This window comes from Ancylobacter sp. GW821-FHT10E12, from assembly GCF_058809335.1.
The window spans coordinates 252,747-275,759 of sequence record NZ_JBXASN010000001.1 but is presented as its reverse complement, the minus strand read 5'-3'; the positions used below and the strand labels follow the sequence as shown (position 1 = coordinate 275,759).

Sequence of the window (23,013 nt, the reverse complement as noted above, 5' to 3'; positions counted from 1 at the left end):
TCACCCCTTCACCGCGCCGAGCGTCAGGCCGCGGACAATGTGCCGTTGCAGCACGAACACCACCGCGAGCACCGGGATGAGCGCCGTCATGCCGACGACGGCCATCTCGCCCCAGCGCACGCCCTGGCTGGTGATCAGCTTCGGGATCGAGACCGGCAGCGTCGTCACCGCCTTGCCGCCGAGCATGAAGGCGAACAGGAACTCGTTCCACGCGAAGATGAAGCACAGCACGCTGGTGGCCACGATGCCGTTGCGCAGCAGCGGGAACACCACCCGGCGGAAGATCTCCGCCTTGGACCAGCCCTCCAGCGCCGCCGCCTCCTCCAGCTCCACCGGCAGGTCGCGGCAGAAGCTGCGCAGCACCCAGACATAGAAGGAGAGGTTGAAGGTCATGTAGGCCAGCGTCAGGCCGAGGAAGCTGTCGAGCAGCCCGATCTTGGCGTAGATCAGGTAGAACGGGATGACGAGGCAGACCGGCGGCGCCATGCGCGAGCCGAGGATGAACAGGAACAGGTCGTCCTTGGCCCGCATCTCGAAGCGCGCGAACGCATAGGCGGCCGGCGTGCCGATGATCACCACCAGCGCCGTCGACACCGCGCACAGCACGAAGGAGGTCAGCAGGCTCCAGTGGAAGCCCTGGGCGATGACATAGTCGAAATGCTCCAGCGTCGGCACGAACAGCCACTGCGTCGGCCGCGCGAACATGGCGTCGTTGGGCTTCACCATCATGGTCGCCATCCAGAAGATGGGGAACAGCACGATGGCGGCGTAGACGACGGTGATCGTGGTCCAGAACAGACCGCGCGACCCCTCGGGACGGCTTTGGGCTTCGGCCATGAACGTCCTCCGAGATATCAGCCGACCGAGCGGTGGGGGAAATGGCCTGCGTGCTTCGAGACGCGGGGCCGAGCCCCGCTCCTCAGCATGACGGGCCCAAGTGGCGCCTGTCGGGGCGCCCGTCGGACAGCCGTCATCCTGAGGTGCACGCCGCAGGCGGGCCTCGAAGGACGCACAAGGTGTTCCGCGATCGTCATGCGCAGCGCTCCATCAGAAGGCGTTCAGGCGCTTTTTGGCGACCTGGTAGAAGATGTTGCAGAAGGCGAAGAAGGCGATCCACACCAGCACCGCCAGCGCCGACGCCTCGCCGATGTTCCAGAACTCGAAGGTCATCTTGTTGGCGAGGATGGAGGGCGTCTCGGTCGAGGTGCCCGGCCCGCCATTGGTCAGGATGTAGATGGTGTCGAACACCTTGAAGGCGTCGATGAAGCGCAGCAGGCCGATCACCGCCAGCAGCGGCGTCATCATCGGCAGGGTGATGTGGAAGAACATCTGCAACGGGTTCGCCCCGTCCACCGCCGCGGCGCGATAGGGGCCGAGCGGCAGCGCCTGCAGGCCGGCGAAGAAGGCCAGCATCATGAACGGCGTCCACTGCCAGATGTCGACGAAGATCAGCGCATAGAGCGCGAGGTCCGGCGAGGCGAAGATCGAGGTGCCCTCGAGGATGTTGAACCGCTCCAGCACGTTGTAGGAGAAGAACCCCCACGATCCCGCGAGCATGATCTTCCACAGAAGGCCGACGACGATCGGCGCCATCATGGTCGGCATGAACAAGAGCGGGATGAGGATGGAGCGCCCGCGCACGTTCTGGTTCAGCACCAGCGCGCCGGCCAGCCCGAGCATGAACTCGATCGGCACGGCGATGAACACGAAGGTCGCCGCGACGCCGATCGAGTTCCAGAAACGCTCGTCGGACAGCAGCGTCGCGTAATTGTCGAAGCCGACGAAGTCGCGCACCCGGCCGAACTTGGCCTCGTGGAAGCTCAGGTAGATCGCGTAGATGAACGGCACCAGCGAGACCACGGTCAGCGTGATCATCGACGGCGCGATCAGGAGATAGGGATACCAGGCACGCTCGCGCAGGGCCGCCCCCTGCGGCTCAGCCGCCGTCACCGTCTCGCTTGCGCTCGCCATGTGAATTCCGGTCCTCGATGCTTCGGGCGACGTCTTCTTTTCCTCTCCCCGTGGGGGAGAGGTTCGGGTGACGTCTTCTTTTCCCTCTCCCCGTCGGGGGAGAGGGTAGGGTGAGGGGCTTGTAACGGCGCTCGGGAAAGACCCCTCACCCCATCCCTCTCCCCGTCGGGGAGAGGGAGCAGCCCCTCTTGGGAGCCTCCCTCCTGGGAGCGTCCCTCTTGGAAACGTCCTTCTCCAGGGAGATGGCTCAAACCCTCACAGCGTGCAGGACTTGCCGCCGCAGAGCTTCACCAGGATGGCCTGGCCTTCCTTGGCACCCTGCTCCGGCGTCATCTTGCCGAGGCCGACCTGCTGGGCGATGCCGCTCATCGCGTCGATAATTTCCGGGTACTTCTCCATCTTCGGCCGCGCCGAGGCGACGTCGAGCGAGGTCTTCATCGCCGCGAACAGCGTCGGGTTGGCGCTGCCGGTGATCGCCGGCGCCGCCCACGAGCTCTCGCGGATCGGCACGCCGCCCTGGCCCATCTCGATCAGCTTGTCCTGCTGCTTCTTGGAGGCCAGCCATTCCAGGAACAGGAAGGTCGCCTCCGGGTTCTTCGAGGCGGCGCTGATCACCGTCACCGACGGCTCGGCGTCGGCATGGCGGTGCGCCTCGTTGCCGGCCTTGGCCGGGATCGGGGCATAGACGAACTTGCCGGCGTAGGGCGACACGCCCGGCTTGTCGATGCCGAGCACGAAGTCCGACCAGGCGAGCGACTGCGCGGCGATGCCGTTGCCCATCACGGTCGGCACGTCGACCAGCGAATACTCGGCGATGCCGGGCGGGGCGAAGGTCCACAGCTCGCGCCACATCTTCAGCGCGGCGACGGTCTGCGGGCTGTCGAACACCGGCATGCCCTTGTCGTCGAGCATGTTGCCGCCGTAGTTCTGGATGAAGTTCACCCACAGGTTCGAGAAGGTCGAGCCGCCCTTGATGCCTTCCAGCACGATCCCGTAGAAATCGCTGGTCAGCGGCGTGCCGGCCAGCTTCTCGCCCTTCTTGCGGGTGAAGAACTCGGCGATGTCGCGCATCTGCTCGATGGTCTTGGCCGGGGCGAGGTCGTAGCCGTACTTGGCCTTGAACGCCGCCTTCTCCTCCGGGTTGTTCAAGAGGTCGGCCCGCGCCCAGTAGACGTGGTTGTAGTTCCAGTTGATGAAGCCGTACTGCTTGCCGTCGCTGAAGGCGGTGGTCTTGTACGGCGTCTGGATGAAGTCGCCGGCGTTGAAGCCCGGATCCGACAGCTTGGGATCGGCGGCGTATTTGTCGATCGGCATGATCACGCCGGCCGAGAGCATCGGGCCGAGCTGGGCGCCGTGCAGCATGATGGCGTCGTAATAGCCGCGGCCGGACAGCATGTCGGCCTGACCCTTGTTGATCACCTCGAAATGGTTCAGCAGCTCCCACTCGACCTTGATGCCGGTCTCCTTCTCGAAATCCGGCACGATCTTGGAGAGCGTCTCCTGCAGCGGCGTGATCTCGTCGAGCACCCGGATGGTGGTGCCCTTGTAGGGCTTGGCGGCTTCGGTGTAGAAGCTCGCGTCCTGCGCCATGGCGGAGAACGTCGCCGGCGCCGTCAGCGCCGTCGTTGCCGCCAAGGCGGCGGCGAAACACCAGATTTTACGCTTCATCGCTCTTTCCCTCTGTATGTGCCGTTAGCGGCTTATGGTCGTCAGTTTCCGGACAAGGCCCGGCCGGTGGCGCCGTCGAAGAGCACCAGCCCTTCGCCGGGAAGTGTGATGCCGATGGTGCGGCCGATGCCGCCATCCGCGCCCAGCGCAGCGGCGTCCTGCATCGAGGTCTTCACCTTGGCGAGCAGGCTGCCGAGGTCGATGGTGACGATGGCGTGCTTGCCGAACGGCTCGTTGGAATAGACCTCGGCCGGCACCGCCCCCGGTGCATCCGGGGCGGAAAAGCCGATGGCGTCCGGCCACAGGCCCAGCGTCGCCGCCGGCCCTCTCGCCGCCTCCGCTGCCCGCGCCAGCGCACCGGCCAGCCTGACGCGCAGCGCCCGGCGCACGAAGAACAGCTCGCCATCCTCGCGCAGGAGCTCGCCGTCGATCAGGTTCATCGGCGGGTCGCCGAGCAGCCGGGCGACGCGCGCGCTCGCCGGCCGCAGCCAGATCTCCTCCGGCGTGCCGATCTGCTCGAGGCGCCCGCCATCGATCACCGCCACCCGGTCGCCGACCGACAGCGCCTCCATGCCGTCCGGCGTCGACCAGACGGTCGGCACCGGCAGGCCGGAGAGCCGGCGGCGGATTTCCCCGCGCAGCTTGTGGCGCAGCTTGGCGTCGAGATGCGAGATCGGCTCGTCGAGCAGGTACAGCGCCGGCGACTGCACCAGCAGGCGAGCCAGCGCCACCCGCTGCTTCTGCCCGCCGGAGAGAGCGCCCGGCAGCCGCGCGCCGAGATGGCGGATCTCCAGCAGTTCCAGCACCTCGTCGACGCGCTTGTCGGCGTCCGCCGGCGACAGCCTGCCGCCCGGCGCCTGCAGCGGCGACAGCGCGTTGCCGCGCACGGTGAGATGCGGATAGAGCGCATAGGATTCGAACATCAGCGCCACGCGGCGCTGGCCGGCCGGCACCCCGGCGAGCGAGCGCCCGCCAAGCTCGACGCTGCCGGCATCCGGCCGCTCCAGCCCGGCGAGGATGCGGCAGAAGGTGGTCTTGCCGGCGCCCGAGGGGCCGGTAATGGCGAGCAATTCGCCCGGCGCCACCTCGATGCCGATCTCGGACAGCACCTTGTGCTGCGGGCTCTTGGACGCAAAGCTCTTGGAGATGCCGCGGGCCACGAGCCCGCCATGCGCGGCCGGGCTCATTGCGCCACCTCCAGGTTCCGCTCGCTCTTTTCGTCGAAGACCAGCAGCTTGCCGACATCGAGCCCGACCGACACATGGTCGCCCGCCCGCCAGGCCGAAGGCCCGGCGATCTCCGCCACCAGCCTGCCGCCGACCGCACTGCCTGCATCGAGCGCGATGGTGAGCACGTCGGCATCGCCGCGCGGCTCGCGATAGGTGACGACGCCCCGCGCCGCGTCGCCCGTCGCGTCCGGCCCCGCCACCGCGACATGCTCGGGGCGGATGCCGGCGACGATGGCGCCGTCGGGCAGCCTGGCGCGCCGCGCCGTGCCCAGCGTCACCGCCCAGCCCTCGCCGACGATGCGGTTGCCGGCATAGGCCGCCTTCATCAGGTTCATCGGCGGCTCGCCGATGAAATTGGCGACGAACAGGTTGGCCGGGCGCTCGTAGAGGTCCTGCGGCGCACCGACCTGCTGCAGCACGCCATGGTTCATCACCGCCACCCGGTCGGCCATGGCGATCGCCTCGGTCTGGTCGTGGGTGACGAGGATCGAGGTGACCTGCCGCAGCTTCTGCAGCCGCTTGATCTCGGCGCGCAGTTGCACCTTCTGGTCGGCGTCGAGATGCGACAGCGGCTCGTCGAACAGGATCACTTCCGGGTCGCGCACCAGCGCCCGGCCGATGGCGACGCGCTGCATCGCGCCGCCGGACAGGCCGCGCACCGGCTGGTCGGCCATCTGCCGCAGCCCGAGCAGTTGCAGCACCTCGCCGATGCGCGCGGAGGCCGGCTGGCCGGTGATGCCGCGCACCTTCAGCGGAAAGCCGACATTCTCCCACACCGTCATGTTCGGGTAGAGCGCATAATCCTCGAACACCATGGCGATGTTGCGCTCGCCCGGCGCGAGCCGCGACACCGGCTTGTCGCCGAAATAGATCTCGCCTTCGGTGACGCTCTCGATCCCCGCCGCCATTTTCAGCGTGGTGCTCTTGCCGCAGCCGGAAGGCCCCAGCAAAGCGAGCATCTCGCCGGAAGCGCAGGCGAGGTCGAGATGCTTGACGGCATCGACCTCGCCGTAGCGCTTGAAAACCGACTGAAAGGCGATCGACGACATCCGGCACTCCAACAGCTATGCCGATGAACAATCCAAGTTCTGTGCCAAAGTGTGCTGGTGTATAGACACTCTATCCGACAGGCGGTCGAAATACCGTTTTGCCGTTGAACACCTGCTTAAAAAAGCAGCCGAGAGGCACCTTCTGCTACCGGATTGGGCGACCGGAGGCCGCCTAGGCGCCGACCCCGGCCGCCACCTCGTCGAGCAGCCCGGCCAGCGCCTCCGGCGCGCCGAGAAAGGGCGAATGGTCGCCCTCCAGCGTGAACACCTGCCGGCAGGGCGTGGCGGCGGTCATGGCGCGCTGATAGGCAAGCGAGACGGCGTTGTCCCGCGTGCCCTCGACATAGAAGCGCGGCACCGTGCCGAACCGCGCCGGCGTGAGCGCGAGCGCGTCGTGATAGACCTTCATGCGCTGCGGCGTCAGCCGGCCGGCCGCCCATGCGGCGTCTTCCGGCGCGCAGGTGTTGTAGAACACGTCCGCGGCCGCCTCGCGCGGGAAGGTCGCGGTCAGCCCGTCCGCCGACACCTGCATGTTCTTCAGCACCAGGTCCTCGACGCCGAGATGCGCCTGCGCCCCGAGGAAGCTGACCAGGCTCTCGCCCGATTGCAGCAGCAGGCCGTTGACATAGACGCATGCCGCCAGCCGGTGCGCCCGCCGCTCGCTCACCTGCGCGGCGACGATGCCGCCCATGGAATGACCCACCAGCACCACATTGTCCGGCAGCGTGTCGATGGCCCAGCAGATGCGGGTCACATAGCTTTCGAGGTCGGCGGTCTCCGGCGGCGCGGCGTCCCCGCCGCTCGCCGGCAGGTCCGGCGCCAGCACCGTGTGGCCCTCCGCCTCCAGCAGCGGTATCAGCCGCTGCCAGCACCAGGCGCCGTGAAACGATCCGTGCACGAGAACGAACTGCGCCATGGGTCTCTCCTATCGTCAGCTTAGGGATGCGCCGGCAAAATTCCTTCGGCGGCGAGCGCCCGGCGCGAACGGGATTCCGCCGGCAGGGCATCGAGACGCGACAGATCGCCGGGCGTGTCGACATCGAAGGCAAGCCCCGGCAAGGACAGCCCAGGCAAAGACAGCCCGGACAAGCCCGGCCCCGGCAAAGACAGCCCCGGCAAGGCGGAAGCCGGCGGCGCGCCGTCCCCGTGCACCCGCGCCGTCACCCCGATGGCGGCGGCGCGCGCGCGGTGGGCCTCGAGGCTGCCCGGACCGAAGGCGAAGCCGATCAGGTCCGGCGGCGTCGCCAGCAGCGCATTGGTGCCCTGCCCGTCATGCGCGGCGACGAGGCTGAGCGCCCGCCCCTCTCCATGAGCGCCGACGAGCCGCGCCACCTCGCCCGCCGTCACCCCCGGCACGTCGCCGGGAATGGCCAGGAGCCCGCCGGCGCCAAGCGCGACGAGGTGCCCGGCCGCGCGCGCCAGCGCCGCATTCAGCCCGGCGGCCTCCGCCTCCGGCAGCAGCACCGCCCCGTGCGCGTGCGCGATCGCCGCCGCCTCCGGCTCGGCGGAGACGACCAGCGTGCCGGCGAGTTGCTCGGCCCCGGTAAGCGCCGCCAGCACGTCCTCCAGCATCGCCCGCGCCAGCCGCGCCCGTATCGCCGGCGCCAGCGCCGGGGCGAGCCGCTGCTTGGCGAGGCCGAACGGCTTCACCGGCACCACCGCCCACAGCCCGCCAGCCGGCAGCGGCCGGTTCACCGGAACAGGTCCTCCTGCGCCGGGCGGATCAGCGCCCCGGCGGGATTCTCGGCAGCGGTCCAGCTCAGCCCCCGCGCCAGCACCGCCGGCGTCGCCTCCTCCGCCTGCCCCATCACCAGCGAGGCGCCGGCGGCGATCTCGTCGGCATAGCCGATCAGCGTGGCCCGCAGCGTGCGGCCGAACAGGTCACTCTCGCCGCGCCGGTCGACCAGCGCCGGCAGCCCGGCGGCGCCGATGGCGATGCCGGTAGTGCCGCGCCGCCATGCCCGGCCGAAACTGTCGTTGATCACCACCGCCGGCGCCACGCCGCAGCGCCCGGCGATCTCCCCGCGCAGCCGGGCGGCGCTGGCATCGGGGTCGAGCGGCAGCAGCAGCGCCGCCTCGCCGCCGTCATGGCGCACATTCGACTGGTCGATGCCGGCATTGGCCATGACGAGGCCGAGCCGGTGCTCGACGATCAGCACGTCCGGCCGCGCCCGCACCACCCGCACGCTCTCGGCGAGGATCAGCTCGACGAGGCGCGGGTCCTTGCGCACCTCGCCCGCCAGCGCCAGCGCCCGCGCGGAGGGCACCACCTCCGCCAGCCGCACCAGCCGCCCCTCGGCCTTGGACACCACTTTCTGCGCCAGCACCACGACGTCGCCCGCGCGGAGCTGCATCCCCAGCCGCGCGATCCCGTCGAGGACGAAGCCGGCGAGGTCGTCGCCCGGCTCCACCAGCGGGAAATCCGGCAGCGCGAGAAGGTCCAGACGGGAAGGTGCGCGTGCGCTCATGGCTGTGGCTCAGCCGAACCGGGCGCGCAGGCGCGGCAGCACCTGCTCGGCATACAGCGTCAGGAACCGCTCCTGGTCCTCGCCCGGCGCATGGAAGACGAGGTGGTCGAAGCCGAGCGCGACATAGGCGGCGAGGCGCTCGACATGCTCGTCCGGGTCGGTGGAGACGATCCAGCGCGAGGCCGCCCGCTCCACCGGCAGCGCGTCGGCCAGCTTCTCCATCTCCCGCGGGTCCTCCACCGACATCTTCTCCTCCGGCGACAGCGCCAGTGCCGCCCACAGCTTGGTGTCGGCCATCGCCCTGGCGCGGTCGGCGTCGAAGGAGACCTTCATCTCGATCATGCGGCCATAGCGCCGGCCGGGAGTGTCGGACGCTTCCAGCCCCGCCGCCACGTTCGGCAGCAGGGTCTCGGTATAGAGCTCCCACTTCTTGCCGGAGGTGCAGATGAAGCCGTCTCCCGCCCGTCCGGCGAACTTCGCCACCATCGGCCCGGCGCCGGCGATGTAGATCGGCACCGGCTCGTCGGGCCGGTCATAGATGGTGGCGCCCTCGGTGCGGTAGAACTCGCCCTCGAACGTCACCCGCTCCTCGCTCCACAGCTGGCGGATCAGCCGCACCGCCTCGCGCAGCCGGGCGAAGCGCTCCTTCATTTCCGGCCAGGGCGCCCCGGTGGCCGGCACCTCGTTCAGCGATTCGCCCGAGCCGACGCCGAGCACCACGCGGCCCGGAAACAGCTGGCCGAGCGTGCCGAAGGCCTGCGCCACCATGGCGGGGTGGTGGCGGAAGGTCGGGGTCAGCACGCTGGTGCCCATGACGATCCGCGAGGTCGAGGCGCCGAGCGCGCCCATCCAGGCGATGGCAGCGGGCGCATGGCCGCCGGTATGACGCCACGGCTGGAAATGGTCGCTGACGAAGACGGAGTCGAACCCCTTTTTTTCCGCCAGCACGGAGAAATCGAGCAGCTTGCGCGCGTCGAACTGCTCCGCGGAGGCCTTGTAGCCGAGCTTCAGCACCCTGCCCACTCCATCTCGCTAGGGAATAGAATTGATATTATAATGCAGCACAATAAGACGAATAATCATTCAATCACAATAGGCTGATTTTTCCATCCTCGTGATCGCGCTTCCCATCCCGCCGCCGCGCGACGGTATTGTCTTGTCGCCGGGCGGCGCAGGCTTTATCCGGCATCAGGCATCTTCTGGCGAGAGAGATATGAGCAGCCGCGGCACCCTGATTCTCCTCGGCATCATCGCCGCCATCCTCATCGGCGCGGCTCTGTTCATCGCCCGTTCCATCATCGCGCCGGTGGCCTTCGCGCTGTTCTTCATGGCGCTGGTCTGGCCGCTGCAGAAGACGCTGCAGGCGCGGCTGCCGCAACTGCTCGCCCTGTTCATCAGCCTCGCGGTCAGCCTCGTCGTCATCCTCGCCCTCACCTCGATGACGGTATGGGGCTTCGGCCGCGCCGCCCAGTGGCTGGTCGCCAACGCCAACCGCTTCCAGACCCTCTATCTCAACGGCGCGACGTGGCTGGAGGGGCACGGGCTCTATGTCGCCGGCACCTTCATGGAGACCTTCAACGTCTCCTGGCTGATCCGCTTCTTCCAGGGCGTGGCGGCGCGGCTGAACGGCATGGCCGGCTTCGCCGTCGTCACCTTCATCTTCGTGCTGCTCGGCCTGCTGGAGGTCGACATCGTGCGCCGCAAGCTCGCCGGCGGCGAGGGGGGCGAAGGCGGGGCGCGGCTGCTTGCCGCCGCCGAGGACATCGGCACCAAGTTCCGCCGCTACATGATCGTGCGCACGGCGATGAGCGCCATTACCGGCCTCGCCATCTGGGGCTTCACCGCGGCGGCGGGGCTCGACCTCGCCTTCGCCTGGGGCGTGATCGCCTTCGCGCTCAACTATATCCCCTTCATCGGCCCGCTGGTGGCGACGCTGCTGCCGACGCTGTTCGCCGTCGCCCAGTTCGAATCCTGGCAGACGGCGATTGCGGTCTTCGCCGGCATGAACGTCATCCAGTTCTTCTCCGGCTCCTATATCGAGCCGCGCATCGCCGGCCGCGCGCTCGCCATGTCGCCGTTCCTGGTGCTGCTGGCGGTATTTTTCTGGTCGTTCATGTGGGGCCTGCCGGGCGCCTTCATCGGCGTGCCGCTCACCATCGCCGCGCTCACCTTGTGCGAGCACATCCCGTCCGCCCGCTGGGTCGCCCGGCTGCTCTCCGGCCGCGCACCGGAAGCCTGAGCGAACCCGCGCCCGCGAAGGAGCAACCCGCATGGCCGCCCGCCTCAAGCGCCTCGTCCTCTGGCTCGCCGCCGCGCTGGTGCTGATGCTGGCGACCTTCGTCGGCACCCGCGTCTATTTCTCGCAGACCGGCGCGCCGCTGGAGCCCTGGCACACCTTCGTGCCGCACGAGCTCACCGTCGGAGAGATGGACGAGACCGACTGGGCCGGCTTCCTCCAAGCCGAGGACCGCATCTTCGACGAGGTGTGGGAAAACGTCATCCAGCGGCTGCCGGAGGAGGAGCGCGTCCCCTCCAACCGCTATTTCGCCGGCAGCGTCGTCTACCCGCCGAAGCTGACCCGCGACTTCAACCGCTCCTACGAGATCGTGCCCACCACCGCACCCAAGGGCGCGGTGGTGCTGCTGCACGGGCTCACCGATTCCCCCTACAGCCTGCGCCACATCGCCCGGCTCTACGAGCAGGCCGGCTGGGCGGTGGTGGCGATCCGCATGCCGGGCCACGGCACCGTGCCGGCCGGACTCGCCGAGTCGGAATGGGAGGACTGGCTCGCCGCCACCCGGCTCGCCGTGCGGGAAGCCCACCGCCTCGCCGGAGCCGCTCCCCTCCATATCGTCGGCTTCTCCAATGGCGGCGCGCTGGCGCTGAAATATGCGCTGGACGCGCTGGACGATCCGGCGCTGGCACGGCCGGACCGGCTGATCCTGCTGTCGCCGATGATCGGCATCACCCGCTTCGCCCGTTTCGCCGGCCTGGCAGGCCTCCCGGCCTTCCTGCCGGCCTTCGCCAAAGCCGCGTGGCTGTCGGTGCTGCCGGAATTCAATCCGTTCAAATACAACTCGTTCCCGGTCAACGGCGCCCGGCAGTCGCACCGGCTGACGCAGGCCCTGCAGGATTCGATCTCCCGCCAGGCCGCACGCGGCGGGCTGGCGATGCTGCCGCCGACGCTCACCTTCCAGTCGGCGCTCGACTTCACCGTCTCCACCCGCGCCGTCGTCACCGCCTTCTACGGGCTGCTGCCGGACAATGGCAGCGAGCTGGTGCTGTTCGACCTCAACCGCAACACCAAGCTGGGACCGCTGCTGCGCGGGGCGACCTCGGCGGCGGCGCTGAACCGGAACGTCCCGCCGGCGCCGCGCCGTTTCGCCCTGTCGCTGATCACCAATGCCGGCCCCGACAGCGCCGAAGTGGTCGAGCGCACCACCCCGGCCGGCGCCACCGACACCGCCGAGCGGCCGCTGAACCTGTTCTACCCGCCGGACGTGTTCTCGCTGTCGCATGTCGCCCTGCCCTTCCCGGAGAGCGACGGGCTCTATGGCTCCAACCCCGATCCGGCGGAGAATTTCGGCCTGCAGCTGGGGGCGATGGCGGTGCGCGGCGAGCGCGGGGCGCTGATCGTCAGCCTCGACGCGCTGACCCGCATGTCGTCCAACCCGTTCTTCCCCTATGTCGCCGAGCGGGTCGGCCAGCAGATCGCCACCCCGCGCCGCTGAGGATTCGCCGGGGTCTGGACTGAATGCCGGGGCGGCGGAGTGGCGAGAGCCTGCGTGCTTCGAGACGCGGGGCTCCGCCCCGCTCCTCAGCATGACGGGGACATGGAATCGTCTTTCCGTCCCCCGTCATCCTGAGGCGCCCGGCGCAGCCGGGCCTCGAAGGACGCACGCCGCCGCCCCTCGCCACGTCCCGGCCGTCAAAAACAAAACGGCCGTGCATCCCTCGATGCACGGCCGCTCTGCAACACGTCGGAAAGATCAGTTCGCGGTTGCCGCGCCGATCACCGCGCCGGTGCCGGCGCCGACCGCCGCACCCACCGCCGCGCCGGTGCCGCCGCCGGCAATGCCGCCGATGATGGCGCCGGCGCCGCCACCGATCAGCGCGCCGGTACCGGCCCGCTTCTCGGTGGTGGTGCAACCGGCGATAGAAAGAGCAACGAGAGAAATTGCAATCACGCGAACCATGTCAGACGTTCCCCATAGTGAATCGATACCACCTACATACCGTCGGCAGGTTTGGCCAACAATAGGCATCGATTTCGATTTTTCGGCTGCGTCCGATTACGTGATCGAAAAGCACATGCCGCGCGCTATTCATGTCGCGATGCAGCAAATGAATGTCGAAGTCGCGGAACTACCCCGCGCGCCGAACCACTCGACGCTGGGCGAACGTTCCGACTTCGACGGCAACCGCATGATCGCGCCAACCGGACCGCCTCGGCCCGATCGGCTCGCGCGGCGGCCGGCTATGCCGCCGCCGGCCGGTCCCTGATGGTGGCGACATAGAGCGCCGGCAGGAAGATCAGCGTCAGCACGGTGGCGACCAGCAGCCCGCCCATGATGGCGAAGGCCATCGGCCCCCAGAACACCGTCGGCGCGATGGGGATCATGCCGAGCACGGTCGACACCGCGGTCAGCATGATCGGACGGAAGCGGGCGCTGGAGGCGTCGAGCACCGCCTCGCGCACGCTCTTGCCCGCCTCGCGCTCCGCCTCGATCTGGCCGATCAGGATCACCGCGTTCTTGATGATCATGCCGAGCAGCGCCAGCACGCCGAGAATGGCGACGAAGCCGAGCGGGCGGCCGGAGAGCAGCAGCGCCAGCACCACGCCGATCAGCCCCAGCGGCGCCACCGACAGCACCAGGAACAGCAGCGAGAAGCGCCGCAGCTGGAACATCAGCACGGTGAGCATGATGAAGATCATCAGCGGCACCACCGCCACCACCGAGGCCTGCGAGGTGGCGCTCTCCTCCACCGTGCCGCCGGTCTCGATGCGGTAGCCGCGCGGCAGCTCGGCGGCGAGCGCGTCGATCTTCGGGGCGAGCGCGCGCACCACCTCGTCCGGCAGCGTGCCGGGCGCCACGTCGGCCTGCACCGTCAGGCTCGGCACCCGGTCGCGGCGCCAGACCAGCGGGTAGGACTGGGCATAGTCGAACGTGGCGAACTGGCTGAGCGGCACGGTGCGTCCGCCGGGGATCGGCACCTGGATGGTGCGCAGGTTGTCGAGCGAGACGCGCTGCTCGTCGGTGGCGCGCAGCACCACGTCGACCAGATAGATGTCGTCGCGCACCTGCGTCACCGGCTGGCCGGAGATCACCGTGTTGAGCACGCCGCTGATCGCCTCGGAGGAGAGGCCGAGGCGGCGCGCCTCGTCCTGGTCGACCTTGATGCGGACTTCCCGCGCCGGCTCGATCCAGTCGTAGTTCACCTGCACCGCGTCGGGCTCGGCGGCGATCACCTGCGCCAGCTTGAAGGCGATGTCGCGCACCTGCGCGAGATCGGGGCCCAGCACGCGATACTGCACCGGCCAGCCGACCGGCGGGCCGAGCTCGAGCGGCGAGACGCGCGCCACCACGCCGGGGAAATCCTCGGCGAGCAGCTTCTCCAGCTTCGCCTGCAGGCGGATGCGCGCCGGCGTGTCCCTGGCCACCACCACCGCCTGGCCGAAGAAGTCGTTCGGCAGCTGGGCGTTGAGCGGCAGGTAGAAGCGGATGGCGCCGCGCCCGACATAGCCGCTCCAGCGCTCGACGTCGGGATCGCCCTTCAGCGCCGCGTCGAGCCGCTCCATGGCGCTCTCGGTGGCATAGATCGAGGAATTCTGCTGCAGGGTCATGTCGACCAGCAGCTCGGGCCGGTCGGACGAGGGGAAGAACTGGCTCGGGATCAGCGGCAGCAGCAGGATCGAGGCGACGAACAGGCCGAGCGTCGCCGCGATGGTGACCCAGCGCGCGGTCAGCGCCGCCGACAGGAAGCCGCGATAGGCCCGCATCACCCGCCCCGGCTCGGTGCCGGCGTTCTTCGGCGGCTTGAGGATGGCGAGGCCGATCAGCGGCGCGAACAGCACCGCCACCAGCCACGACACCAGCAGCGCGATGCTCACCACCGCGAACAGCGAGAAGGTGTACTCGCCCGCCGAAGACGCGGCGAAGCCGATCGGCACGAAGCCGGCAATGGTCACCAGCGTGCCGGCCAGCATGGCGAAGGCATAGGTCTTGAAGGCGAAGACCGCCGCCACTTCCTTCTTCTCGCCGAGCGCCAGTCGGTTGATGGTGGCGTCGGTGGTGGTCATCGCGTCGTCGACCATCAGGGCGAGGGCGATGATCAGCGCGCCGAGCGAGATGCGCTGCATGTCGATATTGGCGAGCTCCATGACGGAGAACACCGCCGCCAGCGTCAGCGGGATCGACAGCGCCACCACGAGGCCCGGCCGCACGCCGAGCGCGATGAAGCTCACCACCAGGATGATGGCGATGGCCTGCCACAGCGATTCCATGAACTCGGCGATGGCGTGGTCCACCGTCACCGCCTGGTCGGCGACCAGGTTGACGCCGATGCCGATCGGCAGGTCGGCGGTGATCGCGTCCACCGCCTTCTGCACGTTGGCGCCGAGCCGCAGGATGTCGCCGCCCTCGCGCATGGCGATGGCGAGGCCGATCGCCGGCTGGCCGTTGACCCGGAACAGCGGCTGCGGCGGGTCGGCAAAGCCGCGCCGCACCGTGGCGATGTCGGCGAGCCGCAGCATCCGCCCGTCGACGGCGAAGTTGATATTGGCGATGTCGCGCTCGCTGTCGAAGGCGCCGGAGACCTGCAGCGCCAGCTTCTCGTCGCCGGTCTCGATGGTGCCGGAGGGCTGCACCACGTTCTGGCTGCGCAGCGCCGCCACCAGCGCCTGCCGGTTGACGCCGAGGCTGGCGAGCTCCTCCACCGAGAACTCGACGAAGATGCGCTCGTCCTGCGCGCCGAGGATCTCGATCTTGGAGACGTCCGGCACCTGCAGCAGCTTCGAGCGCACCTCCTCGACATAGTCGCGCAGCTCGCGATGGGTGAAGCCGTCGGCGGTGAAGCCGTAGATCAGCCCGAACGTGTCGCCGAACTCGTCGTTGAAGCCCGGCCCGACCACGCCCTGCGGCAGGGTGTGGCGCATGTCGCCGATGCTCTTGCGCACGTGATACCAGACGTCCGGCACCTGCGCGGCGGTGGTCGCGCCTTCGAGGTCGACGAAGATCGTCGTCACGCCGGGCTTGGTATAGGAGCGCAGCCGGTCGAGATGCGGCGTTTCCTGCAGCGTGCGCTCCAGCCGCTCGGTGACCTGCTGCAGCATGTCCTCGGTGGAAGCGCCCGGCCAGGCCGCCTGCACCACCATGGTCTTGATGATGAAGGCCGGGTCCTCGCTGCGTCCCAGCCGGAAATAGGACGTCAGGCCCGCGACCACCACCACCAGCATGAAGAACAGCACGAGCGAGCGTTCGCGGATCGCCCATTCCGATAGATTGAAGCGCATCACGAACCCGCCGCTTCCGACGCGGCGCCCAGCAGGCGGACCTTCTGGCCCGGATGCAGCGCCTGCACGCCGGCGGTGACGACGACGTCGCCGACGCCGAGGCCGGTGGCGATCGCCACCGTCGCCGGATTGAACCGCGCCACCTCGACATTGCGCAGCGCCACCGTGGCGGTGGACGGATCGACCACCCACACCGCCGGCTGGCCGTTGACGGCGGTCAGCGCCGAGGCGGGAACCTCCATGCCGGAGGCGGATTCGAGATCGACGCGGCCGGTCACGGTGGAGCCGAGCCGCATCGCCGCCGGCGGGTTGTCGAGCCCGACCCGCACCCGGAAGGTGCGCGTCACCGGATCGGCCTGCGGCGCGACCTCGCGCACCCGCCCGGTCGCGCTCACCGAGGCGTCGTCGGCCAGGGTGACGGTGATCACCGGATCGCCCGGCACCTGCCGGATGATCTGGGCGGAAACGTCGAACACCGCGTCGCGCCCGTCCTGCCGGGCCAGCTGCACGATCATCTGCCCGGCCTGCACCACCTCGCCGGGCTCGGCGCCGCGCGCCGTCACCACGCCGGGGGCGTCGGCCTTCAGTTCGGTATAGCCGACATTGTCCTCGGCGATCTTCAGCTGCGCCTGCGCGTTGTCGACCTGCGCCTGCGCCGACAGGCGGCCCTGCCGGGCCTCGTCATAGAGCGCGCGGGTGGTGAAGCCGCTCTGCAGCAGCCGCTCCTGGCGGTCGTAATGGTTGGAGGCCTGCACCAGCTGGCCCTCCGCCGCGGTCAGCGCCGCCTGCGCCGAGCGCAGCGTATTAAGTGCGTTCTGCGGGTCGAGCCGGGCGACCACCTGCCCGCCGGTCACGCGGTCGCCGACATTGACCAGCCGCTCGATCATCCGCCCGGAGATGCGGAAGGCGAGCGCCGCCTCGTCCTCGGCCTGGATGGTGCCGGTGATCGACACCGACTGGCTGGAGGGCGCGTCCGTCACCGTGACCACCCGCACCGGGCGCACCTGCGGCGCCGCCGCCTGCTCTTCCTGCGAGCAGGCCCCCGCGAGCAGCGCCACGCCGGCGGCCAGAAGGATGGCGGGCCGGGCGGATTTCCCGGAGCGAGGGCGCTTCAACATGGGGACGACATCTCGTTCGATTATCATTCGGCCAAGCTATGGCACGGTCGCACGGCTACGACATCGCACCTGTGACGAATGGTGCCCCTTTTCGCGTTTTCGGGATACTCAACTCCGTCGCGGACGGCGGAACGCAACCGCAGCCAAAAACAGCCGGGATCGAAAGACGATGATTTGCAGCGGCTTGCGCCGGCATTGGAAAAAAGTCGCATCGGCCCGTCATTTGAATACCTCCGCGAGCGGGGCATGCTCCCGGCAGGCGGCAGGCGCGTCGATTCGCGCTGGATATCCGTCCACCGTCGCTTTGCCGCGGCGAGCATGAGGGAGGCGGCGACATGACGACCGGCCTGCCGATGCGCCCCTCGCATGAGCGAGGCCACGCCCATAAGCGAGGCAACGCCGCGATGGCCTTCGCCCTGCGAGGGGCGGGCCTGCTCCTGCTCTGGCTGGTGATGGCCGATGGCGGTGCCCTCGCCCCCGGCATCGTCGCCGCGGCAGCCGCCGCCGCGATCAGCCTGCGGCTGGCGCCGCCTTCGGCGTTCCACCTGCGCCCGCTGGCCGCGCTGGTGCTGGCGGGGCGGCTGGCGGCCGCCACCCTCATCGGCGGCATCGACGTGGCGCGGCGCGCCTTCGCGCCCTCGCTGCCGATCGCTCCCGGCTTCGTCCGCTACCGTCCTCGCCTGCCGGCCGGCGAGGCGCGCGACGCTTTCCGCGCGCTGATGGGGCTTCAGCCCGGCGCACTGCCGATCGAGGCGGAGGACGGCGACGGTTGGCTCGTTCATTGCCTCGACAAAAGCATGCCGGTCGCTACCGCCCTCGCGCAGGAGGAGGCGCGGTTCGCCCGCGCCTTCGGACCATCGGACGCGACATGAGCGACTTTCTCCACGCCGCCGCCGCCTTCGTCGCGCTCGCCGCCGTGCTCGGCCTGGTGCGGCTGCTGCGCGGGCCGGGCGCGGTGGACCGGATGATGGCGGTGCAGCTGGTCGGCACCGCCGGCGCCGCCATCTGCCTGCTGCTGTCGACCGCGCGCGCGGCGCCGGCGCTGGTCGACGTCGCCCTCACCCTCGCCTTGCTGGCGGCGCTGGCGACCGCCGCCATGAGCCGGGGGGCGGTCGGCCGGCAGGGAGCGGGCCCGGATGCCAACCCGAAGCCCGCCGCCGCGAACCCCCCGCACCCGGCGGAGCGGCCGCTGCCGCATCCGAGCGGTGAGCGATGATCGCCGATCTGCTCACCATCGCCCTCGTTTGCGCCGGCGCGGCCTTCTTCCTCGCCGGGACGGTCGGCCTGCTGCGCTTTCCCGATCCGCTGTCGCGCCTCCATGCCCTCACCAAGGCGGATACGCTCGGCCTCGGCCTCATCGCGCTCGGCCTGGTGTCGCAGGCGGGCAGCGTGTGGATGGCGCTCAAGCTCCTGCTGGTCTGGCTGCTGGTGCTGGCGGGCAGCACCGCCGCCGGTCAGCTTCTCGCCCGCCTGCACCGCGACGGGGAGGCCGCCGCCCATGCGGGAGCCGCCGATGCGGGAGAAGGCGATGAATGAGCTGCTGGCGGGCCTCATCGCGGTGCCGCTGGTCGCCGGCGCCTTCTTCGTGATCGCCGCGCGGCAGACCCGCGCCGCCCTGTTCGGCTTCATGGCCTTCGGGCTGTTCCTGGCGCTCGCCTGGGTGGAGCTGGAAGCGGTCGACGTCGCCCTCACCGAAGCGGCCATCGGCGGCGGCGCAACCGGCATCCTGCTGCTGCGGGCGAGCGGGCGGCTGACGCGGCCGGTGCGGCTCGGCGCCGCCGCCGGGCCGCGGCTGCGGCTGGCGGCGGCCGGCCTGGCGGCGCTGGCGACCTTCGCCCTCGCCGCGCTGCTGCTCGCCTTGCCGGATCCGGCCCCGAGCCTCGCCGCCGCCGCGATGGAATCCCTGCCGCGGACCGAGCTCGGCAATCCGGTCGCCGCGGTGCTGCTCGCCTATCGCGCGCTCGATACGCTGCTGGAGATCGTGGTGCTGCTGATCGCGGTGATCGGCATGCGGGTGCTCGGGCCGGCGGGCGGCTGGGGCGCGCGCCCGCTTCCCTGGCCGGCGGGCCCGCCTTCGCCCGCCCTCGCCTTCCTCGCCCGCATGCTGATCCCGGCCGGCCTGGTCTTCGCCGCCTACCTGTTCTGGATCGGCGCCGACGAGCCGGGCGGCAAGTTCCAGGCGAGCACGGTCGCCGCCGCCATGTGGCTCATCGCCATCATGGCCGGGCTGGCCCCGGCGCCGCGCACCGGGGCGCGGGCGGTCGGCGTCGCGCTGGCCGTCGGCCCGCTCGCCTTCATCGCCGCCGGGCTGCTGGGCCTCGCCACCGAGGGCAGCTTCCTCGCCTGGCCGGAGGGCTACGCCAAGCCGGCCATCGTCGTCGTCGAGCTGGCGCTCGCCGCTTCCGTCGTCACCGCGCTGGTGATGCTGGTCGCGGGCCCTCCCGAAGCGGACGCCCTGCCATCCGGCACGCGAGCCCCGGCGACCGACATGGAGGCCGACATGGAGGCCGGATCATGAGCGGCGCGCTCCTCATCGGCCTCACCGGCGCGGCACTGGCCGGCATCGGTGTTTTCGGGCTCATCGTACACCCCACTGCACTGCGCAAGCTGCTCGCCTTCAACCTGCTCGGCGCCGGAATCTTCCTCGTCTTCGGCGTGGCGGCGCGACGGGCGGCGGCCGCCGGGCTGGCCGGGGACCCCGTGCCGCAAGCCATTGTGATTACAGGCATTGTCGTCGCCTTCGCCGCCACCGCGCTCGCCGCGACGCTGCTGGTGCGGCTGGCCGAGCCCGACGACGGGCCGGGAGACCGGCCATGATGGGCGCTAACCTGTTGCCGGTGCTCGCGATTCTTTCCCCCGTGGTGGGGATGTGCGCGATCCTCGCCTTCGAGCGCCGCGTGCGGCCGGAACGGATCGCCGCCCCTTTCGTCGCGTTTGGCGTTATCATAGCGTTCTCAACGCTTTACGAGGTAACGACCAAAGGGAACGCGCTCGCCTACGCGCTGGGCGGCTGGCTGCCGCCGCTCGGCCTGACGCTGCGGGTCGACGGGGTCGGCGCGACGATGCTGACGCTCACGGCGCTGGTGATGGCCGGCGTCGCCATCTGCGCCTGGGCGCCGTTCCGCGCAGCCGGGGAGCGCGCCGGACTGGGGTTCTGGACGCTGCTGCTGGCGCTGTGGTCGGCGCTCGACCTCGCCTTTGTCGGGCAGGACCTGTTCAATTTTTTCGTGTCCCTGGAGATGCTTAGCTTCGGCGCCGTGGCGCTGGTGGCGCTCGACGGCAAGCGCGAGGCGCTGGTCGCCGCGCTGCGCTACCTTCTCTTCGCCCTCGCCGGATCGGTGCTCTACCTGCTCGGCGTCGGCCTGATCTATGGCCGCTACGCGGTGCTCGACCTCGCCGGATTGCGCGAGATCGTGCAGCCCGACCCCGTCACCCTCGCCGCGGTCGCGCTGATGACGGTGGGTCTCATGGCGAAGGCCGCGCTGTTCCCGCTGCACCTGTGGCTGCCGCCCGCCCATGCCGGCGCCCCGGCCCCCGCCAGCGCGGTGCTCTCGGCGCTGGTGGTGAAAGCACCGTTCTTCCTCATCCTGCGCCTGTGGTTCGACCTGATGCCGCCGCTGCCGGCGCCGGCCGCCTATGAATTCCTGGCGGTGCTCGGCGGTGCGGCGATCCTGTTCTGCAGCGTTCTGGCGCTGCGGCAGGCCCGGCTGAAGCTGATGATCGCCTATTCGACCATCGCCCAGATCGGCTACCTGTTCCTCATGTTCCCGCTGGTGTCCGGCCCCACGCCCTGGGACGGCATCGGCTGGACCGGCGGCATCCTGCAACTGGTCTCGCACGGCTTTGCCAAGGCCGCGATGTTCCTCGCCGCCGGGCTGATCGCCGAGGCGCTCGGCCATGACCGGATCGGCGAGCTCGCCGGCCTCGCCCGCCGGTTGCCGGTAACGCTCGCCGCCTTCGCCCTGGCGGGCCTGTCGCTGATGGGCCTGCCCCCGAGCGGCGGCTTCGTCGCCAAGCTGCTGCTGCTCACCGCCGCGGTCGAGGCCGGCGCCTGGTGGATCGCCGCCATCATCCTCGCCGGCGGCATCCTCGCCGCCTTCTACGTGTTCCGCGTGCTCGGCAGCGCCCTCTCCGAGGGAGAACCGGCGGTCGCGCCCGTCGCACCCTACCGACAGGGCGCGGTGCTGGCGCTCGCCTTGTGCGCGCTGGCGCTCGGCTTCGTACCGCTGCGGCCCTTCGCATTGCTGGCGATCGGACGCCCGCTCGAGGCGATGGAGGCGCTGCCATGAACGCCCTTCTGCTGGCGGCGAGCTTCGCCCTTCCCCTCGCCCTCGTCGTTGCGGCTTTGTGGCCGGCGGTGCGGGCGCACCTGCTCCACGCCCTGCCTGTCGCGCCCTTGCCGGCATTGGCGGCGGCAATCCTGGCGCCGGGCGGCTCGCTGATGCTGGCGCCCGACCCGCTGCGCCTCACCCTGGCGCTGGACGCGGCCGGGGCGATGCTGCTCGGCGGCAGCGCCCTGCTCTGGTGCGCGGCCGGCGCCTATGCCGCCATCTATCTCGCGGCCTCGCCGCGGCGCACCGCGTTTGCGATCTGGTGGCTCCTCACCATGGCCGGCAGCCTCGGGCTCTGCCTCGTCGCCGACATGACGAGCTTCTACCTGTTCTTCACCGTCGCCAGCCTCGCCGCCTATGGCCTCGTCGCCTACGAGGAAACTCCGGCGGCGCGGCGCGCGAGCGGCGTGTATATGGCGTTGGCGCTGCTCGGGGAGGCCTTTCTGCTGCTCGCCTTCGTCATGCTGGCAACCGGGGCGCCGGGAGGAAATCCGCCCATCGCCGATGCGGTGGCGAACCTTGCCGCCTCGCCCTGGCGCGGCGGCATTCTCGTCCTGCTGTTTCTCGGCTTCGGGCTGAAAATGGGGCTGGTGCCGCTGCATGTCTGGATGCCGCTCGCCCATCCGGTGGCGCCGATGCCGGCTTCCGCCGTGCTGTCGGGCATCGTGGTCAAGGCCGGCATCATCGGCCTCATCCGCTTCCTGCCCTTCGGAGCGCCGCTGGAATTCTGGGGCGAGGTGCTGACCGCCGCCGGCCTGTTCACCGCCTTCTATGCCGTCGCGGTCGGCCTCACCCAGAAGCACCCGAAAGTGGTGCTCGCTTATTCGACGGTGAGCCAGATGGGTATCGTCGCCGCCATCGTCGGCGCCGGGCTCGCCGCCGGCAGCGCCGCGACCCCGGTGCTCGCCGCCTATTACGCGCTGCACCACATGCTGGTGAAGGGCGCGCTGTTCCTCGGTGTCGGCGTCGCCGGCAAGGCCGGTGGACGCGCGGCGCGGCCGGTGTTCATCGTCATGGCGGCGCTGGCGCTGTCGCTGGCCGGCCTGCCGTTCACCTCGGGCGCGCTCGCGAAATACGTAACCAAGGACCTGTTCGGCGACGGTCTCGCGGCACTGGTCGCCACCCTTTCGGCGACGGGTAGCACATTGCTGATGCTGCATTTCCTTCGCCGCCTCGCGACCCTGTTCCCCTCCGACGCCGCAGAAACGCCGCCCGCCGGCCTGCTGCTGCCCTTCCTCGCCACGGCGGCGGCCTCCCTCCTCGTCGTCGGCGCACTGCTGCCGGCAACCGGCACCTCCTATGCCGCCGCCCTCGCACCGGCCTCGCTTTGGAAGGCAGTCTGGCCGCTGCTGCTCGGCGGCGCCCTTGCCGTGCTTCTGCATCGTGCGGTGCCCCGCCTGCCGCGATTGCCGGAGGGCGACCTGATCGTCATCGCCGAGCGCGCGCTGCCGCTGTTGCGCCGGCTGGTCGCCACGGCCGAGCGCAGCGACGAGGTGCTGCGCCGCTGGCCGGTCGCCGGCGTTCTGCTGCTCGTCGTGCTGTTCGCCCTTGGTGCCGCCCTGCAACTGTCGGCGGGAATCGGTCGGCCGGGCGGCTGATGTCGCCGCCCGCGCTTGAGCCCCCTGCCGGGTTTCGATAATCGTGGAGGGCTTGGAGTGCGGTGGAG

At 70.0% G+C, this 23,013-nt stretch carries 21 protein-coding genes; 9 read left to right on the top strand and 12 right to left on the bottom strand.

The genetic code is table 11. The annotated features are described in order from the left end of the window. The 9 genes from AC1RU4_RS01410 to fgd all read right to left on the bottom strand — a co-directional run bounded on the left by AC1RU4_RS01410 (window position 1) and on the right by fgd (window position 9,408). Window positions 1-837, bottom strand: coding sequence for a carbohydrate ABC transporter permease (locus AC1RU4_RS01410; protein ID WP_492889198.1), 837 nt, complete (start codon window positions 835-837; stop codon window positions 1-3). 210 nt (window positions 838-1,047) lie between these two features. After that, a complete protein-coding gene (locus AC1RU4_RS01405) occupies window positions 1,048-1,971 on the bottom strand; it encodes a carbohydrate ABC transporter permease (protein ID WP_492889197.1) in 924 nt (307 codons plus the stop codon). 255 nt (window positions 1,972-2,226) lie between these two features. Continuing rightward, window positions 2,227-3,639, bottom strand: a complete 1,413-nt coding sequence (locus AC1RU4_RS01400) for an extracellular solute-binding protein (protein WP_492889196.1) — start codon at window positions 3,637-3,639, stop codon at window positions 2,227-2,229. Between the two features lie 41 nt (window positions 3,640-3,680). After that, complete coding sequence (locus AC1RU4_RS01395) at window positions 3,681-4,826, bottom strand: ABC transporter ATP-binding protein (RefSeq protein ID WP_492889195.1); 1,146 nt, start codon at window positions 4,824-4,826, stop codon at window positions 3,681-3,683. After that, window positions 4,823-5,917, bottom strand: a complete 1,095-nt coding sequence (locus tag AC1RU4_RS01390; RefSeq protein WP_492889194.1) for an ABC transporter ATP-binding protein — start codon at window positions 5,915-5,917, stop codon at window positions 4,823-4,825. Before AC1RU4_RS01390 ends, AC1RU4_RS01395 begins: the two co-directional genes overlap by 4 nt. A gap of 172 nt (window positions 5,918-6,089) precedes the next feature. Then, entirely contained in the window at window positions 6,090-6,833 is a 744-nt protein-coding gene (locus AC1RU4_RS01385; protein WP_492889193.1) for an alpha/beta fold hydrolase, read from the bottom strand. Window positions 6,834-6,853: 20 nt separating this feature from the next. Beyond that, window positions 6,854-7,612 carry a 2-phospho-L-lactate guanylyltransferase gene (cofC, locus tag AC1RU4_RS01380; RefSeq protein ID WP_492889192.1) on the bottom strand — a complete coding sequence of 253 codons (759 nt, stop codon included), beginning with the start codon at window positions 7,610-7,612 and terminating at the stop codon, window positions 6,854-6,856. Continuing rightward, window positions 7,609-8,385: a coenzyme F420-0:L-glutamate ligase gene (cofE, locus tag AC1RU4_RS01375; protein WP_492889191.1), complete on the bottom strand. Its 777-nt coding sequence runs from the start codon at window positions 8,383-8,385 to the stop codon at window positions 7,609-7,611. The genes cofC and cofE overlap by 4 nt, the downstream gene beginning before the upstream one ends. A 9-nt stretch (window positions 8,386-8,394) precedes the next feature. Then, window positions 8,395-9,408, bottom strand: a complete 1,014-nt coding sequence (fgd, locus tag AC1RU4_RS01370; protein WP_492889190.1) for a glucose-6-phosphate dehydrogenase (coenzyme-F420) — start codon at window positions 9,406-9,408, stop codon at window positions 8,395-8,397. A gap of 190 nt (window positions 9,409-9,598) precedes the next feature. Here fgd and AC1RU4_RS01365 point away from each other — a divergent pair, with 190 nt between their 5' ends. Both AC1RU4_RS01365 and AC1RU4_RS01360 read left to right on the top strand, forming a co-directional pair. Continuing rightward, the gene (locus tag AC1RU4_RS01365) at window positions 9,599-10,624 is read left to right on the top strand and encodes an AI-2E family transporter (protein ID WP_492889189.1); all 1,026 of its coding nucleotides are present in this window, start codon (window positions 9,599-9,601) and stop codon (window positions 10,622-10,624) included. Window positions 10,625-10,655: 31 nt separating this feature from the next. Continuing rightward, a complete protein-coding gene (locus tag AC1RU4_RS01360) occupies window positions 10,656-12,116 on the top strand; it encodes an alpha/beta hydrolase (protein ID WP_492889188.1) in 1,461 nt (486 codons plus the stop codon). A 258-nt stretch (window positions 12,117-12,374) separates the two neighbouring features. Here the strand turns inward: AC1RU4_RS01360 and AC1RU4_RS01355 are convergent, their stop codons facing one another. The 3 genes from AC1RU4_RS01355 to AC1RU4_RS01345 form a co-directional block, all read right to left on the bottom strand. After that, window positions 12,375-12,581, bottom strand: coding sequence for a YMGG-like glycine zipper-containing protein (locus tag AC1RU4_RS01355; protein ID WP_492889187.1), 207 nt, complete (start codon window positions 12,579-12,581; stop codon window positions 12,375-12,377). A 281-nt stretch (window positions 12,582-12,862) separates the two neighbouring features. Beyond that, window positions 12,863-15,898, bottom strand: a complete 3,036-nt coding sequence (locus AC1RU4_RS01350) for an efflux RND transporter permease subunit (protein WP_492889403.1) — start codon at window positions 15,896-15,898, stop codon at window positions 12,863-12,865. After that, window positions 15,898-17,016 (bottom strand): efflux RND transporter periplasmic adaptor subunit, encoded by a 1,119-nt coding sequence (locus tag AC1RU4_RS01345; RefSeq protein WP_492889186.1) that lies wholly within the window; start codon window positions 17,014-17,016, stop codon window positions 15,898-15,900. Before AC1RU4_RS01345 ends, AC1RU4_RS01350 begins: the two co-directional genes overlap by 1 nt. Window positions 17,017-17,351: 335 nt before the next feature. Between AC1RU4_RS01345 and AC1RU4_RS01340 the strand changes: the two genes are divergently transcribed. From AC1RU4_RS01340 to AC1RU4_RS01310, 7 genes are read left to right on the top strand one after another with little or no spacing between them, the layout of a single operon-like run. Next, window positions 17,352-17,888 (top strand): Na+/H+ antiporter subunit E, encoded by a 537-nt coding sequence (locus tag AC1RU4_RS01340; protein ID WP_492889185.1) that lies wholly within the window; start codon window positions 17,352-17,354, stop codon window positions 17,886-17,888. Beyond that, window positions 17,885-18,232 (top strand): MrpF/PhaF family protein, encoded by a 348-nt coding sequence (locus AC1RU4_RS01335; RefSeq protein WP_492889184.1) that lies wholly within the window; start codon window positions 17,885-17,887, stop codon window positions 18,230-18,232. Before AC1RU4_RS01340 ends, AC1RU4_RS01335 begins: the two co-directional genes overlap by 4 nt. Beyond that, window positions 18,229-18,552 (top strand): cation:proton antiporter, encoded by a 324-nt coding sequence (locus AC1RU4_RS01330; protein ID WP_492889183.1) that lies wholly within the window; start codon window positions 18,229-18,231, stop codon window positions 18,550-18,552. The genes AC1RU4_RS01335 and AC1RU4_RS01330 overlap by 4 nt, the downstream gene beginning before the upstream one ends. Next, the gene (locus AC1RU4_RS01325) at window positions 18,545-19,534 is read left to right on the top strand and encodes a hydrogenase subunit MbhD domain-containing protein (RefSeq protein WP_492889182.1); all 990 of its coding nucleotides are present in this window, start codon (window positions 18,545-18,547) and stop codon (window positions 19,532-19,534) included. Before AC1RU4_RS01330 ends, AC1RU4_RS01325 begins: the two co-directional genes overlap by 8 nt. Beyond that, a complete protein-coding gene (locus AC1RU4_RS01320) occupies window positions 19,531-19,833 on the top strand; it encodes an NADH-quinone oxidoreductase subunit K (protein WP_492889181.1) in 303 nt (100 codons plus the stop codon). Before AC1RU4_RS01325 ends, AC1RU4_RS01320 begins: the two co-directional genes overlap by 4 nt. Beyond that, the gene (locus tag AC1RU4_RS01315; protein WP_492889180.1) at window positions 19,830-21,305 is read left to right on the top strand and encodes a complex I subunit 5 family protein; all 1,476 of its coding nucleotides are present in this window, start codon (window positions 19,830-19,832) and stop codon (window positions 21,303-21,305) included. Before AC1RU4_RS01320 ends, AC1RU4_RS01315 begins: the two co-directional genes overlap by 4 nt. After that, entirely contained in the window at window positions 21,302-22,945 is a 1,644-nt protein-coding gene (locus AC1RU4_RS01310) for a complex I subunit 5 family protein (RefSeq protein ID WP_492889179.1), read from the top strand. Before AC1RU4_RS01315 ends, AC1RU4_RS01310 begins: the two co-directional genes overlap by 4 nt. The last annotated feature ends 68 nt before the right edge of the window (window positions 22,946-23,013 follow it).

Excerpts from the sequence above, each read along its gene's own strand:
- AC1RU4_RS01310 (WP_492889179.1), top strand. The coding sequence starts at position 21,302 with ATGAACGCCCTTCTGCTGGCGGCGAGCTTCGCCCTTCCCCTCGCCCTC.
- AC1RU4_RS01320 (WP_492889181.1), top strand. The coding sequence starts at position 19,531 with ATGAGCGGCGCGCTCCTCATCGGCCTCACCGGCGCGGCACTGGCCGGC.
- AC1RU4_RS01335 (WP_492889184.1), top strand. The coding sequence starts at position 17,885 with ATGAGCGACTTTCTCCACGCCGCCGCCGCCTTCGTCGCGCTCGCCGCC.
- AC1RU4_RS01350 (WP_492889403.1), bottom strand. The coding sequence starts at position 15,898 with ATGCGCTTCAATCTATCGGAATGGGCGATCCGCGAACGCTCGCTCGTG.
- AC1RU4_RS01405 (WP_492889197.1), bottom strand. The coding sequence starts at position 1,971 with ATGGCGAGCGCAAGCGAGACGGTGACGGCGGCTGAGCCGCAGGGGGCG.
- AC1RU4_RS01340 (WP_492889185.1), top strand. The coding sequence starts at position 17,352 with ATGACGACCGGCCTGCCGATGCGCCCCTCGCATGAGCGAGGCCACGCC.
- AC1RU4_RS01355 (WP_492889187.1), bottom strand. The coding sequence starts at position 12,581 with ATGGTTCGCGTGATTGCAATTTCTCTCGTTGCTCTTTCTATCGCCGGT.
- AC1RU4_RS01360 (WP_492889188.1), top strand. The coding sequence starts at position 10,656 with ATGGCCGCCCGCCTCAAGCGCCTCGTCCTCTGGCTCGCCGCCGCGCTG.
- AC1RU4_RS01330 (WP_492889183.1), top strand. The coding sequence starts at position 18,229 with ATGATCGCCGATCTGCTCACCATCGCCCTCGTTTGCGCCGGCGCGGCC.
- AC1RU4_RS01390 (WP_492889194.1), bottom strand. The coding sequence starts at position 5,917 with ATGTCGTCGATCGCCTTTCAGTCGGTTTTCAAGCGCTACGGCGAGGTC.
- AC1RU4_RS01385 (WP_492889193.1), bottom strand. The coding sequence starts at position 6,833 with ATGGCGCAGTTCGTTCTCGTGCACGGATCGTTTCACGGCGCCTGGTGC.
- AC1RU4_RS01325 (WP_492889182.1), top strand. The coding sequence starts at position 18,545 with ATGAATGAGCTGCTGGCGGGCCTCATCGCGGTGCCGCTGGTCGCCGGC.
- AC1RU4_RS01315 (WP_492889180.1), top strand. The coding sequence starts at position 19,830 with ATGATGGGCGCTAACCTGTTGCCGGTGCTCGCGATTCTTTCCCCCGTG.
- AC1RU4_RS01365 (WP_492889189.1), top strand. The coding sequence starts at position 9,599 with ATGAGCAGCCGCGGCACCCTGATTCTCCTCGGCATCATCGCCGCCATC.
- AC1RU4_RS01395 (WP_492889195.1), bottom strand. The coding sequence starts at position 4,826 with ATGAGCCCGGCCGCGCATGGCGGGCTCGTGGCCCGCGGCATCTCCAAG.
- AC1RU4_RS01400 (WP_492889196.1), bottom strand. The coding sequence starts at position 3,639 with ATGAAGCGTAAAATCTGGTGTTTCGCCGCCGCCTTGGCGGCAACGACG.
- cofE (WP_492889191.1), bottom strand. The coding sequence starts at position 8,385 with ATGAGCGCACGCGCACCTTCCCGTCTGGACCTTCTCGCGCTGCCGGAT.
- AC1RU4_RS01410 (WP_492889198.1), bottom strand. The coding sequence starts at position 837 with ATGGCCGAAGCCCAAAGCCGTCCCGAGGGGTCGCGCGGTCTGTTCTGG.
- AC1RU4_RS01345 (WP_492889186.1), bottom strand. The coding sequence starts at position 17,016 with ATGTTGAAGCGCCCTCGCTCCGGGAAATCCGCCCGGCCCGCCATCCTT.